We start from the raw sequence: 14858 nt of genomic DNA, 5'->3' as shown, positions 1-14858 counted from the left end.
AGGCTTACCATAAACGATAAGCCGCTCTGAATGAAAGTCATTTATATGTAGCATCATACTTTCTGCTAGCAGAATTCTTGTTTCCCTACCAATAGTTGATACCTATCTGACACATGCCCCATAAGCGTATTGCATTATGGTGAGTTCTTTGATAACTGCCATGCAACTTTAATCGTGGGACGAAACAAATGCTGATTTACTCCTGCTTGTTTTGAAATATTGCTAAGCATGTACATTGCTTGCGGTGCTACAAATAAGCGTTTATGTTTTCCTAAGGCAAATTCAATCCCGGTAGTAATATCCAGCTGAGCAGTTCGTAATAAAGATCTGTTTTTGAAATAATAAAGATTATTATTTGCAGTACCCAGATGTAACCCATTCCCTGAAACCATTGTATTGAATCCTATACCTGCATACCAGCGAAGATCCGTTTTAGGTATCCATTTCAATGAGCGATAATACTGCACGCCCAATCGTATAAAATGATAGGAGGCAATATAATTGGCACTATCATTTACTCCAAAGTATACTGAAGATTCATTTGATCGATTGACATTAGAGAACTGCAAAGTACCTGTGTTACTATTACCGATTCTAGTACGTGTTTGATACAAATCATATCCCAACTGTAATCCAATACTATTTTTTTTCTTCTTTCCAAAAGTTCTGATCATTTCAATAGAAACGCCTAGTGAAAGATGATCGTTTGATTTTATTCTCGATGATGCAAAAGAACCCGCCCCTGTTGAAGGAGAGCTCGGGAGATTAGATGAAGTAAAAAAGCCTGTATAGGCATCTGCACTATTCGCTCTAAACAATGACCCCCAGGAATTGCGAACACCGCTTTGTCCACCTTGTACGGCCAATCTCCATTTCCATTTAGATATTTTCTTTTGCTTGTCTGATGGGCTCACTGTATCGCGAGATACAAACAGAACTGTTTTGTTTTGTACAGAATCAATGACAGCCTTTTCACTAATACCAACAATTGAAGGGATCACAAATTGACTATCTTTTTGTGGAGTACTGACCTGAGTTGCTGTAGCTACGGAATTAGCATCTACTATCATAGAAGAAGATACTGTATCACTCACAGGCACTACTGATTGGGGTAATTCTTTTTGTACATTGATCTTTTTCTCCTTGGCAGCCGGTTGTAAAAAAGTGTTTGATACCGGTGATGCTAATCGTACTGTCCGATCAGGAATATTTATTTGACTGAGTATTTCGTTATCAGAAGACTTTGGTAATTTTTTGATGGATGCTTTGATCTCTAAGTCATCCGTAATGGATGATTTTTTTTGAGTATCACTAGTGATTTTTGACTTCACAGATGCGGATGTCAGTGGCTGTTGCTCTATGAAAAACCAAAAAGAAGCCCCGGATAATCCGACCAATAATGTAAGAAACCAAATTGCCCATCGACGTTTTCTTTTTTGCTGGAGGCTTGCGGCAACAGACTCCCATATCGCATCATTGGGCTTGATACGCAGACCGGAAAGTTCTTCCCTCACTTGCTCTTCAAAAGACTTATTGGGCATAACGATCTTTTTTTCCGTTAACAGAATATTTTTCTAACCAGCTGATCAATAATGCCCTCGCTCTTGCATATTGTGATCGACTGGTGCCTTCACTGATCCCTAATATTTTAGCGATCTCCACATGTGAATATCCTTCTACCGCATAGAGGTTAAAAATGGTTTGATAGCCGGAAGGCAATTGTCTGATCAGATTTAAAAGGTCCTTCATTTGTATCTTTAGATCAGGCTGATGGCTATCAACCGGATGCAAATGAGTGTCTTCAAAGCTTAGATCTAATTGATATTGCGGCTTTCGTTTTAAATAATTGATCGCAGTATTGACCATAATTCTTCTGATCCATGCACCCAGATCACCTTCAGAACGAAACTGATGCAGGTTCTGAAATACTTTGATAAAACCTTGTTGCATAACCTCCTCTGCATCATTCATACTCTTGGTATAACGGAAACAGGTACCCAGCATTTGCTCGGCAAATGTGTCATACAGCAGCTTTTGGGCAGCCGGATGTTGCTTCAGGCAGTCTTTTACCAGTTTCTGTTCGTCTAACATGCAGTGAATTCAGTGCTTTGACACGGTTGGTTATACCTGCGTTGCATGCAGGAAAAAAATCAGGGCAAAACTACCTGAATCAGTGACTAAACAACTACCATTTACACCCTACATTTGCCGTATGAGTATTGTTTCACGTGATAAAGAATGTATTTGGCATCCGTTTACCCGACAAAAAAACATGGCTGATCCGATAGCCATAGTTAAGGGTAAGGGTTCATTGTTATTTGACGAAAACGGGAATCAGTATATTGATGCAATCAGTAGCTGGTGGGTAAATCTGCATGGCCATGCGCATCCTTATATCGCTGAGAAATTATACCAACAGGCTTTGGAACTGGAACAGGTGATCTTTGCGGGATTTACTCACCGTCCGGCAGTAGAACTGGCTGAACGATTATTAGCCATCTTACCGGGTAATTTTTCAAGGATCTTTTATAGTGATAATGGATCAACCTCTACAGAAGTGGCGCTGAAAATGGCCATACAATACTGGTGGAATCAGAATCAAAAACAAAGAAATAAGATCATCGCTTTTAAGAATAGTTATCATGGTGATACGTTCGGAGCGATGAGTGTAAGTGATCGTAGTGTTTTCACACTGGCATTTCATGAATTACTTTTTGATGTTGTTTTTCTGGATACTCCGACACAAGAAAATATCAGTGAATTAAAAAATACCATGCAGCAACACGCATCACAAACTGCTGCATTCATCTATGAACCTTTGGTACAGGGGGCAGGCGGTATGAATATGTATGACCCTTATCTACTGAATGAATTACTGAATACCGCCAAGCTGAATGATATCATCTGTATTGCGGACGAAGTAATGACCGGATTTGGAAGAACCGGAAAATTTTTCGCAAGTGAATACATGCATAAGAAGCCTGATATCATTTGTTTAAGCAAAGGCTTAACAGGAGGTACAATGGCGCTTGGTGTAACAGCTTGCACTGATCGTATCTATCAGGCTTATGTCGATGATGACGCCATGAAAACATTTTTCCATGGGCATTCCTTTACAGCGAACCCATTAGCCTGTACAGCAGCACTTGCCAGCCTAGATCTATTGGAGAAAGAACAATGTCTGTCACAGATTGAAAATATATGCGCTTCGAATCTTACCTGTGCAGCTGAGCTTCGCAAGAGCAAACTGCCTATCAAAGATGTTCGTACACTGGGAACGATCCTGGCTTTTGAGATCGATCAGGGTAAAAAGGAGTACCTGAATCAGGTAAGTACGGTGATCACCAAGAAAGCGCTAGAAGCGGGCATGTATATTCGTCCATTAGGTAACACTGTATACATCATGCCCCCATATTGCATTGAGGAAGTAGAATTACAAAAAATATACTCCTTCTTATTGGGTGCATGGTGAGTAGTAACCTATTTTGATACTGACTACTCACTTCTCTTAACAGGCGGTTTATAATCAAAAGGTAGCATGGTTGCTAATTTTTCCCACCAACCCCAGTATCCGGAAGAGATGAGGTCTATACCTTCAAAATAGCTACCATTGGCAAGTACTGCAATGGTCTTTTTTCTTGGCAAATAGATTTCAGACATCACGGGTGTTTTAGGTTGAACAGATAGGGTATTCATCCTAACGAATTCATCTGGCACTTGTTTGTATTTGTAGATAATTTGTAGATGATCATCAAAATATAATCCGGCAGTAAAGCTATCAATCGCAAACGCGATGCTATCGCCCGGTAAAAGTTGATTGATCAATACAGCCATTTTTTCCGGCTGTCGCATCACTTTTCGGTAGTAATCAGCACTGTCTTTGTTTCCGTTACCCAGCAAACTATCATTGACGATAATGTTTCCACTACCATTTATATAGGTCCTAGAATTATAAATGCTTCTAACTCTCTTCTTTTCTTCTTCACTGACCTTAATGAGTTTCCTTACTTCAAAACCATTTTCAATCAATTGATTTCTGAATAGTGAACGCATAAAATGCATCATAGACCCTGCGTAAGCATCCGCTCGATTCTTTTCCCAACGATTCAATAAACGTTTCCGATCCGTAATTATGTCTTCAAACAAGGGATATCCCTGAAAGTAAAATATTCTTGTTCCATAATTATATTCAAACACTTTTAAGTCATAGTGTAAAATATATCCGAGTGCTCTATTCTCTAATACAATTGGTTCATCTGCAAATGCCCGAAGAATATTTTCTTTTTTATTGAATCGAAATCGGATCGTCTCAGGATTTTTTAGTTTACAATCAGCTGCCAATGCAGACATCCCTATGAAATTTTCCATGAAAAATTTTCCATACCGATCCCAGCCATTTTTTTCATAAGGTTCTACCACTACTTCTTGCAATACATTTATTCTAGGATTTAGTACTACTTCAATTGAAGCAGGTAATTGAGCATATTGAATAGTGGTCACATAGGTCTCATAACCAATACAGGACACAACTACATCAAAACGTCCTTGGGGAAATCTATCCAAGACAAAAGACCCGTCAGCATTGGTCACTGTTCCAATGGAGGTATTGCTTAAAAAGACATTGGCTAAATGAATAGGCTGCTTCGTATCACCTGCGATGACTTTCCCCCTTAATGTTTGCTGAGCAAAGGAGATTTGAAAACTCACAATACAAGTGATCAGTACAACTACGATTCTCATGCCATGATTTGAAACAACAATTTCAATAAAAAAAGCCATCCGTCTAGACGGATGGCTTAAATATTAACGTCATTTAACATTGATCACAATCCAAATAAGCCGCTATTGAGTAATTGCAATGTTTTAGTCTTGTACTGACTAGGTACCAATAAAGAAATATTGTGAGTGCTGCCACCATAGCTAACCATGGTAACCGGTATTTCCTGAATGGCATTGAACAGTTTTTGCAGAACTGCATCTGTTTGAGCGATCTCATTACCTACAATTGATACGATGGTTTGATCCTTATCAACTTCAACTGTTCCGAAAGGTTCCAGTTCTTTCACGATACTACTCAAAGCAACATCTGTATCAATGGTCACTGATACGGCTACTTCAGAAGTGGTGATCATATCAATAGAAGTTCGATATTTTTCAAAAACTTCAAACACTTTACGTAAGAAACCGTATGCCAATAACATCCTACTGCTTTTGATCTTGATGGCTATGATACCATCTTTTGCAGCTACTGCTTTCACACCTACACTACCAGCTTCTTTAGTGATCACAGTTCCAGGTGCATCAGGCTGCATGGTATTTAATAACTTCACCGGAACATTCTCCTGTTGTGCAGGCCAGATACATGTTGGATGCAAAATTTTAGCACCGAAATAAGCCAACTCTGCTGCTTCATCAAAACTCAATTGTTCAATAGCTACAGTTTTATTAACGATACGAGGGTCGTTATTGTGCATACCGTCAATATCTGTCCATATCTCACAAACACTTGCCTGAATAGCTGCGGCTACCAGTGAAGCGGTATAATCACTACCTCCTCTTTTCAAATTGTCCACTTCTCCTTTCGAATTACGACAGATATATCCTTGAGTAATGAATAATTTTTTGTCTTTATGTAGTTGCAGTTGCTGACTCAATTTCACTTTGATGCTACCCAACTGAGGCTCTTCATTGGCATCAATCGTCATAAATTCCAATGCAGGCAATAGCATATGATCGATACCTTGCTCTTCAAGGTAGCAACTAAATAGTTTGGTACTCATCAGTTCACCTTGCGCTAAAATATCTTTGTTGAGCGCTTCACTGAAGGAAATACGTAAAATGATATTCAGGAATTCAAAATGTTCACTAACAACAGCATTCGCTTTTGCACGAACATGATCTGTCTTCACTAGATCAAGTACAAACTGACGATAATGAGCTTCTAACTGATCGATCTTTTGTTTGGCTGCTTGCCTGTCTGCCAATGAAAGGCTATTACTGATCTCAACAAGAGCATTGGTTGTGCCACTTAGTGCACTTAACACAACGATCTTGGGTTCTGCATCCTTAGTGATCAATTGTGATACTTGGTGCATACGTTCCGGCTTTCCTACGCTGGTACCGCCGAACTTCATTACTTTCATAAGAATCCCCCTCCCCCGATTTTTTAGTTGTTAAATGAGGTGCAAAGGTAACTGATGGAAGGCTAAATCAAGAGGGATTTTAAATGAACAGTCGTTAGCTTGATAGTTTTATGCTGTTATCCAGTCGACTTCCAATTTTGCAGCCACAGTTTTCAGATCCTCTACAACACTTGTTACGATTGGAATACCTTTCTCCATTCTTTCCTTTTCATAAGCACGTTCCGGATCACCTGGAATCAATACACGATCATGACCAGAAGCGGGTTTTGCATTCCTAAACCTGGTGATCCAGTTATCCATATGTGATTTGAATTCTGCTGCAGGACGGAAAGCATCTATTCTCATGGCACCAAAGAAATGACCCAGCCCTTTACCGGGCATATTTTCAGGCATGGGTACATAGGCCGGAAATGGCGGAGCCCAGGGACCATAGCTACCCCCACTGAGTACTGCTGAAAAAATATCTACGATCGCACCTAGTGCATATCCTTTATGACTTCCATGTTCACGATCACTACCCAAGGGTAATAAAGCTCCTTCCTTCTTTAAGATATTGGCATCAGTTGATGCATGTCCATCCTTGTCTTGGACCCAGCCCAATGGGGCTTCTGCATTTTTTCTTTGCAGTATTTCCAGTTTACCATTTGCGGCTGTTGTGGTAGCCATATCTGCCACAAAGGGTGGTTGCTCTCCTGCCGGAATAGCTACAGCGATTGGATTGGTACCCAACATTCTTTCGATGGAAAAAGTAGGTGCTACCAATGCACTTGCGTTGGTCATGGCCATTCCGATCATTTCATTTTCCAATGCCATCATAGCATGATAACCAGCGATACCAAAATGATTGGTATTGCGCACACTTACCCAACCTGTACCTACTTGCTTTGCTTTTTCAATAGCGATCTTCATAGCAAAGGGTGCTACCACCAATCCCAACCCTGCATCTCCATCCACAACAGCTGTGGAAGGCGTTTCATGAACCACTTGAATATTGGGGGTAGCATTGATACGCTCAACTTCCCATAAACGAACATACCCACTGAGTCGGGCCACACCATGACTATCGATCCCTCGAAGATCTGCAGACAACAATACATTTGTTGCAGTAGTGGCATCTACATCTGAACATCCCATTTTAAGGAATACCTTCTTTGTAAATGCATATAAAGATGCATAAGAAAATGTCTGATCCATGACTGCAAGTTACGAAGGGAGTAGCAGTCATCATAAATGCACAATAAATATTACTCTTGATCTGGGTTATAGAGTCCATTCTTGATGGCATAGATCGCGACACCGGCGGTGGTCTTTACATTCATTTTTTCCAGGATCTTAACGCGATGCCCTTCAACGGTCCGAGAACTCATGAATAGCAGTTCTCCGATCTCTTTACTGGTTTTTTCTTCGCAAATGAGTCGGATGATATCTTTCTCTTTATCCGAGAATAATTTAGGAGCATCTGTTTTATAAGGATTGAATTCACTTCGGGCAATCAGTTTTACCAATCGGCTTGATGTGGTTTTACAGTAATAAGGACTTCCGGTAAATACCATTCTGATAGCATCTATGATTTCACCGCGATCTGCATTTTTGATGATATAACCCATTGCTCCGGCTTCTAATGCGTCAATGACCATTGCATCACTATCAAAAGAAGATAAAGCGATGGTTTTAATTGCGGGCAATTGTTCTTTGATGGTTTTAATGGCTTCTATCCCATCTATTTCGGGCATTTTCAAATCGGTCAAAATAATATCCGGATGCAGTTCTTTGGCCATTTGTATCAATCGCTTTCCATTGGCAGCATCTCCCACTAATTCAATCGTGGGCTCCTTCATTAGTAACAATGAAAGTCCGTCTCTGAAAATATCATGATCATCTGCAATTAGTACTCGAATCGGGAGAAGCTGTTCCATGGTCATAAAGGTATTCTGAAAAGATATTCTGTTCCGTTTCCTGGTGCAGTTTCAAGGTATACTTTCCCTTTTAAGATGCCTGCTCTACGAAGAATATTTTGAAGGCCAAGCCCTTTTCCTTGACTCATTACTTTCTCTTTATCAAATCCGCATCCATTGTCTTTGATCAAAAGACAAATTTCTTTTTTCTCCTGATAGAAATGAATATTAATTTCAGAAGCATTGGCATGTTTAATAGAATTATTTAGCACTTCTTGAAACAATCGGAAAATATGGATCTCTTTTTCTTTAGTGATTGCTAAATCCTTTATAGAATTATTGAATTCAATAGATAATTTGTTGCCTTCTACCAATAATTCTGTCATTTCAGCCATTGCTGTTAATAGTCCCTTTCTTTGTAAAGTATAAGGCATGATATTATTGGATATTTCTCTCAGTCTTTTTGCGGTATGGTCGATATGACTGGTCGTTTTACCCAATATGATCAGGTCATTTTTATCTTTTGTATCCAATAAGTGAATATTCATTTTAATAACAGAGAGTAGTGGACCTAGATCATCATGAAGATCAGAAGCGATTCTTCCTCTTTCAGTCTCCAACAATTCAACTTCCATCCGCAAACGGTCCTCATAGAGCTTTGATCTTTTTTTATGTTGCCGGATAATGGTCACAAGAAAAAAAGCGAGGATCGTACCAATGATAAAGGTGGTGATCAGTATCGTAAGGTAAATTCTTGCTTCGCTGGAATACATAATACCGCTAATGTATAGATCAAATGTGATAAAAAATTCACAATAACCATGATACTATATACTCCCCGAAAAAAATCATTGCTGAAATCCTCTTGAAAAAGAAACAACCCTTCAATAAAAACACGGTAGCTGTAATAAAACACTGAAGTAATACTAATCAAGAAAGTTGCATTTTTCCAGAGCATAATGTTATCCTGAAAAATGACTTTATTTAATTGATTGATGGAACACAGTATCAGTACCAGAGAATAATAGATCCTATAATAAGAATTGATTTGAAAAATACTATTAATGATCAGATTATCAAATATCCAGATCACTACACCAATGAGAAATAGTCCGATAAAATAAATCTTGTTGTTTCTGGAGCTCCAATTATAAAAAAGCCATAGAAAAATGGGGAATTCTATTAGAACATAACAGTTGCTGACAAGTGAACTTTTATAACCTGAATAAATAATGATTTTAATCAGTAATTCGAATACAAGTGCCACAATCAAATAGACGTAAAAAGGTCTATAGTAATTCTTCATTCTATCTTTACGGATGATGGCATATACAACCCCTACAATCATTACCATAATCAGAAAAAACGCTATAATTTGTTTAGCCTGGGGAGTCATTTAAATTAACCGTTCAATGGTGAAGGAGGAGTTGGGCATTCCGGTGGGCAACGTTGGCCTTCCTCTAGAATAAGATCGGATGTTTGAATCATATCAGCCCCGGTTTCATCCACACCTACTAATATCGCATGAATGGTATCATCATTTTTTTTACCATAATAAATTCTAAGTGATACACATCCGGGTTGATTCAATAAGGCTGAAACCGATTCTTTGCTAAACGTTTCAGAGTTTACCATTCCTGATGGAATGTTAGATCTGTATAGGGAAGTCATATCAATGGCTTCCTGTAAGGAAATGAGGTGTTGCATGTATCCAAGCAGTTGGTAGTTGTAAATATAAGGTAGGAAATCAGTAAACAGGAGCGGGTTGATCCCCCCATGAACCGACCCGCTCTTGAAATGCCCGGTTTGATGTCACAAACAGTTAGCCGGTATTTCAATAATATCCTGTTATCTGATGAGTATTCTTCTGATGTCCTGGAAGAAATAGAAGACCTCTTTTCAAGGCAATATTATTCCAATCCTTGAGAAAACTACAACGTAGAACTACGCAAAAATGTACGTACAACTACGGTATTTCGCATTATAACTACTTATTGATGAACACATTATAATCTAAAATAATAAAAGGAACCCGTGGGTTCCTTTTATTATTTACATGCGATCAGCAGGTACATTAGAATGGTAAATCATCCATAGGTTCTGTGAGTTCATTCGGGGAAGACACAGAAGGTTGGCTACTGTAAGATGCACTTTGTGGTGCGTATCCGCTATTACCAGCAGACGAGCCATTGCCCCCTTCATTACCTCTCGTTCCTACTAATTGAATACTCTGTACTCTTAATGTAAGTGTAGCACCATTTCTACCATCTTGAGTAGTATAGGTTCTTACATCTGGATTACCTTCTACATACACTTGTGTTCCTTTTTTAAGGTATGGAACAACACCTGTGCGATCAGTCCAATAAGAACAATCAACCCATACTGTACGGTCTTTTTGTACACCCTGAGCATCTTTATATTTTTCAGTATGTGCTACCGTAAAGTTGATCACGTTCTTTCCATTCACATTGTTCAGGATGGCATCTTTACCCAGATTGCCAATCACCAATAATTTTATCATAACAAAGAGTTTCGGTAAATATCGTCAAAATGACCAAACAGAAACCGCGTATTTCCCGCAATTTTTCAACGTTGTTTAATAAGGCAAGGAATTTGGTTTAACAAGCTTTGTAACTCTCAGATAGTGAATATAAATTGTTTTCAAATGCAGGGATTACAATTAACCATTCCAACCTTACAGGACCACGGTCCGATCGTTGAAGCCGAAATTCACACGGATGAAGAAACTTTTTTAAATGTCAAGAACTTCAACGGATACCATACCTATATCACTACAAAATTATTGATTGACACCGGTTCGAATATTTCCGGGTTAGATAAGTCCATCATTGAACGCTTACAACTGAATCAATACCGTGATGATGCAACTGTAGATGGCGCTGGTGGACGCTACGAGTTAAAGCTCTTTCGAGCCATTCTTTACCTTCCCATTTTCCGGGAAAAAGCACTGCCTATTGACGTTGTCGAGGGTGATTATAGCAATGCTCCTTATGATGGCATCATTGGTAGAGATGTTCTTAGGTATTGCAGTTTTGTATATGACGGATGGAGTCATACTTTCAAACTGATGGCCGTAGACCTCTGATTTTTCGTTATTCGAAAGCCATTAAGCATCCCATCACCCCCTATCTACCCCTCAATTCGCGCGCTTACTGTATTTTTGCAGACTAATTTAATTGACATGAGCCGTAAAGGAAAAGTGTTGGTAGCGATGAGTGGCGGTATAGATAGTACCGTTACGGCACTCATGCTCCATAATGAAGGATATGAAGTAGTAGGCATTACCATGAAAACATGGGACTATGCCAGTAGCGGTACAAGTTCCAAAGAAACAGGCTGCTGTAATATTGACTCTTTCAACGATGCCCGTCAGGCTGCCGTACACCATGGCTTCCCTCACTTCATCCTCGATATCCGTGAAGAGTTCGGAGATTTCGTGATCGAAAATTTTGTTGAAGAATACCTCGCAGGTCGTACTCCTAATCCCTGCGTGATGTGTAATACCCATATCAAATGGCGAGCCTTGCTGAAAAGGGCGAATGCACTCAACTGTGATTTTATTGCGACCGGGCATTATGCTGAAATCAGGCAACATACCAATGGCCGCTATGTCATCAGCAAAGGGTTGGATGCAACCAAAGATCAGAGTTATGTATTGTGGGGACTGGATCAAGAATTACTTAGCAGAACCATCATGCCCTTAGGTAAATATCATAAAAAAGATATTCGCCAAATGGCGATGGATATGGGCTACCCAGAACTCGCTAAAAAAAGCGAGAGCTATGAAATATGTTTTGTGCCGGATAATGATTACCGTGGCTTCTTAAAAAGAAATGTTGATGGACTAGAAGAAAAAGTCAATGGTGGTTGGTTTGTGGACAAAACAGGAAAAAAATTAGGTCAGCATAAAGGCTATCCTTTTTATACCATCGGTCAGCGTAAAGGACTTGATATTGCATTGGGTAAACCTGCATATGTCACTGCGATAGATCCGAATACAAATACTGTAGTATTGGGCGACGAAGAAGACCTTGAGCAAAACGATATGCTGGTCACCAAAATGAATTGGATCAAGTACGATGGTATCACGGACGGTATGGAAGCCATGGCTAAAATCCGTTATAAAGACAGTGGTGCGTTAGCCAATCTATACAACCATGAGAATGGTATACGTGTTCGTTTTTATGAACATGTAAAAAGTATTGCTCCCGGACAAAGTGCTGTTTTCTATGAAGGCAATGATGTGATTGGTGGTGGAATCATTCAACGTGGTGAGCTGTCTACGCTTTAGACTTTTCGTTTGAGCAAGGCTGCGAACATTGTATCTGATTTCTGATGGTACCCTGTCATGAGTTGCTGCATAACCAATTCTAGTGTATCATTCTCTTCGAGCAACTGCTTCACGATCTCTTCATTCTCTCTGCGAAATAATGAACAGGTGATGTACATCAAATAGCCGCCTGGTTTTACAGCCTTGGCTACATTTTGACTGATCTTTCTTTGAAGCGTAGTATATAAAGTGATTTTATCCGTACTAAAGAAAGCCAGTTGTTCGGGTGTTCTGGACCAGGTACCACTTCCAGTACAAGGCGCATCACATATGACCAGATCATATGGCTCGCCGTTGAATGCAAAAGTAGAAACAGAAAGATCTGCAATAAAAGATTCATACCGTTCGATCCCTGCTCTGCTAAAGCGTTGCTTAAGATTATGAAGAATAGAATTTCGCGCATCCGATACTGTCAGTGAAAAATCTTGCTTTAAGTGATCATAAGTAAGAATAGATTTTCCTCCACTGGCTGCACAGCAATCCCAAACCCGTAGATTGGATCCTTCTAGCACAGGAAACAATAATCTTACCCGCTGTGAATTCAGATCCTGGATCACCGCTTCTTGATCAATTTCCAATACATTATCGAGCTTAGTGCCATTGGGTAACGCCAATGTAGCTTCTGATAATTCCTGAAAGGCGATCTCTGCATCTTTCAGTTTGCTACGAACGACATTTTCAAATCCGGGTCTTATACGGATAAAAAGATCAGGTTGAGTAAACTCTCCTATACTCAATGCCGGGATATCGATGCCTGCACTGATCTCTTCTTTCCACGGGTAAATATGCTGTATACTAAATACGGGGTAGAGTTGCTCAACAAATGCTATTCGTTGTTCTAATTGTTCATTCCAGTTCTTTACCCAATCAGGTTTATACAAACCGGACCAATAACCAGGAGCTTTCTCTGCAAAGAACAATGCGATCTTCAATCGATCTTTTACAGATAACTCCTTCAGCGCATGTCCTAATCTGTAATAACTGTAACAAAGATGTGAGATATATTTTCTGTCTTTTGCACCATGTTTTTTCTCTTGGGCAAAATAGGCTTTGAGGTAATGCACCAATGGCTGCGATCCGTTATATCCCTGAATAAGAGATATAGCAGTATTGAAATATGACTGGAATCGCATCATGGGGTATGGGATTACATAGGCACATAACATACCTCGTTGTAAGCGAGATCTGTTTCCAGGTATGCCTTATGAATTTACACTAAATTGTTGAAAACTATACTTCCAGTAATGTTTTCACCGGGTCTTTACCGAAGAGCAGTAATTCAGGATTTTCAAGTAGTTCCTTCACTCTTACAAGGAAGCTAACACTTTCACGTCCATCGATGATGCGGTGATCATAACTTAGTGCCAGGTACATCATTGGACGAACAACTACTTGTCCATTAATGGCCATTGGTCTTTCCTGAATTTTGTGCATTCCGAGGATAGCACTTTGTGGAATATTGATAATCGGAGTACTCATTAAACTTCCGAAAACACCACCATTTGTGATGGTAAAAGTTCCTCCTTGTAATTCTTCGGCTGTAAGCTTACTATCACGTGCTTTTCCTGCCAGCTCTACAACTTTCTTTTCGATATCTGCCATGCTCAGGCTTTCAACATTACGCATAACAGGTACGGTTAATCCGCGGGGTGTACTTACTGCAATACTGATATCTGCATAGTCATGATACACAAGCTGATCTCCATCGATATAGGCATTAACAGAAGGCCATTCACCCAATGCAATAGCACATGCTTTTGCAAAGAAACTCATGAAGCCCAGATTCACACCATGTAATTCTTTGAATTTGTCTTTATACTGTTTACGTACTTCCATGATGCGGGTCATATCCACTTCATTGAATGTAGTAAGCATGGCGGTTGTATTCTTCGCTTCTACCAGGCGTTTACTGATGGTTTTACGAAGATTGCTCATCTTTTCCTGACGAACATTTCTGCTATATAGTTCACCACCCGCAAATGCTTTTTTACCCGGATTGGCCAATGCTTCCAGTACATCATGTTTCACGATCTTTCCGCCAGCACCCGTTGGTTTGATATTGGAAGGATCTACTTTCTTATCAGCAATGATCGCAGAAGCAACAGGCGTTGCTTTGATATCATTAGATACTGCCGTTACCGGCGCTTCATTTTTAACCGGTGCAGGTGCAGCAGTTTCTTTTACTGCAGGAGCAGCTGGGGCTCCTTCAGGCTTAGCAGCGGTTTCATCAATTTTAGCGAGTACATCACCAATATTCAATGTATCCCCTTCTTTTCCCACGGTGGTAAGAATACCGGCTTGTTCCGCATTCACTTCAAAAGTGGCTTTCTCACTTTCCAGTTCAGCGATCACTTCATCACGCTCAACCCATTCTCCGTCTTTTTTGGTCCATTTCAACAAGGTTACTTCGTTAATGGACTCTCCTACTGTTGGTACTTTTATCTCAATCATCGGGGATACCTGTTTATT

At 39.7% G+C, this 14858-nt stretch carries 14 protein-coding genes; 3 read left to right on the top strand and 11 right to left on the bottom strand.

Annotation, left to right across the window (positions count from 1 at the left end):
- Window positions 1-134: 134 nt before the first annotated feature.
- Window positions 135-1541 (bottom strand): hypothetical protein, encoded by a 1407-nt coding sequence (locus tag ABXG83_RS13635; protein WP_353549417.1) that lies wholly within the window; start codon window positions 1539-1541, stop codon window positions 135-137.
- Window positions 1531-2091: an RNA polymerase sigma factor gene (locus tag ABXG83_RS13630; protein ID WP_353549416.1), complete on the bottom strand. Its 561-nt coding sequence runs from the start codon at window positions 2089-2091 to the stop codon at window positions 1531-1533. The genes ABXG83_RS13635 and ABXG83_RS13630 overlap by 11 nt, the downstream gene beginning before the upstream one ends.
- A gap of 121 nt (window positions 2092-2212) precedes the next feature.
- Between ABXG83_RS13630 and bioA the strand changes: the two genes are divergently transcribed.
- Window positions 2213-3472, top strand: coding sequence for an adenosylmethionine--8-amino-7-oxononanoate transaminase (gene bioA / locus ABXG83_RS13625; protein ID WP_353549415.1), 1260 nt, complete (start codon window positions 2213-2215; stop codon window positions 3470-3472).
- Between the two features lie 23 nt (window positions 3473-3495).
- Here bioA and ABXG83_RS13620 read toward each other — a convergent pair whose 3' ends face one another.
- The 7 genes from ABXG83_RS13620 to ssb form a co-directional block, all read right to left on the bottom strand.
- Window positions 3496-4740, bottom strand: coding sequence for a carboxypeptidase-like regulatory domain-containing protein (locus ABXG83_RS13620; protein WP_353549414.1), 1245 nt, complete (start codon window positions 4738-4740; stop codon window positions 3496-3498).
- Between the two features lie 83 nt (window positions 4741-4823).
- Window positions 4824-6134: an aspartate kinase gene (locus ABXG83_RS13615; RefSeq protein WP_353550768.1), complete on the bottom strand. Its 1311-nt coding sequence runs from the start codon at window positions 6132-6134 to the stop codon at window positions 4824-4826.
- Between the two features lie 117 nt (window positions 6135-6251).
- Entirely contained in the window at window positions 6252-7337 is a 1086-nt protein-coding gene (locus tag ABXG83_RS13610) for an Ldh family oxidoreductase (RefSeq protein WP_353549413.1), read from the bottom strand.
- Window positions 7338-7387: 50 nt separating this feature from the next.
- Window positions 7388-8059: a response regulator transcription factor gene (locus ABXG83_RS13605; protein ID WP_353549412.1), complete on the bottom strand. Its 672-nt coding sequence runs from the start codon at window positions 8057-8059 to the stop codon at window positions 7388-7390.
- Window positions 8060-8061: 2 nt separating this feature from the next.
- The gene (locus ABXG83_RS13600; RefSeq protein WP_353549411.1) at window positions 8062-8811 is read right to left on the bottom strand and encodes an ATP-binding protein; all 750 of its coding nucleotides are present in this window, start codon (window positions 8809-8811) and stop codon (window positions 8062-8064) included.
- A 628-nt stretch (window positions 8812-9439) separates the two neighbouring features.
- Window positions 9440-9745 carry a hypothetical protein gene (locus tag ABXG83_RS13595; RefSeq protein ID WP_353549410.1) on the bottom strand — a complete coding sequence of 102 codons (306 nt, stop codon included), beginning with the start codon at window positions 9743-9745 and terminating at the stop codon, window positions 9440-9442.
- A 367-nt stretch (window positions 9746-10112) separates the two neighbouring features.
- A complete protein-coding gene (gene ssb / locus ABXG83_RS13590) occupies window positions 10113-10559 on the bottom strand; it encodes a single-stranded DNA-binding protein (RefSeq protein WP_353549409.1) in 447 nt (148 codons plus the stop codon).
- Window positions 10560-10703: 144 nt separating this feature from the next.
- On the opposite strand from ssb, the gene ABXG83_RS13585 reads away from it, so the two are divergent.
- Together ABXG83_RS13585 and mnmA are read left to right on the top strand one after the other, a co-directional pair.
- Entirely contained in the window at window positions 10704-11144 is a 441-nt protein-coding gene (locus tag ABXG83_RS13585) for an aspartyl protease family protein (protein WP_353549408.1), read from the top strand.
- Between the two features lie 96 nt (window positions 11145-11240).
- A complete protein-coding gene (gene mnmA, locus ABXG83_RS13580) occupies window positions 11241-12350 on the top strand; it encodes a tRNA 2-thiouridine(34) synthase MnmA (protein WP_353549407.1) in 1110 nt (369 codons plus the stop codon).
- Here mnmA and ABXG83_RS13575 read toward each other — a convergent pair.
- Window positions 12347-13525, bottom strand: a complete 1179-nt coding sequence (locus ABXG83_RS13575; RefSeq protein WP_353549406.1) for a methyltransferase domain-containing protein — start codon at window positions 13523-13525, stop codon at window positions 12347-12349. The two genes, mnmA and ABXG83_RS13575, sit on opposite strands and share 4 nt — an antisense overlap.
- Before the next feature lie 94 nt (window positions 13526-13619).
- Window positions 13620-14840, bottom strand: a complete 1221-nt coding sequence (odhB, locus tag ABXG83_RS13570; RefSeq protein ID WP_353549405.1) for a 2-oxoglutarate dehydrogenase complex dihydrolipoyllysine-residue succinyltransferase — start codon at window positions 14838-14840, stop codon at window positions 13620-13622.
- Window positions 14841-14858 lie beyond the last annotated feature (18 nt).

The organism is Sediminibacterium sp. KACHI17 (genome assembly GCF_040362915.1).
Taxonomy (GTDB): domain Bacteria; phylum Bacteroidota; class Bacteroidia; order Chitinophagales; family Chitinophagaceae; genus Sediminibacterium.
This window is presented reverse-complemented; position numbering and strand designations above follow the sequence as displayed.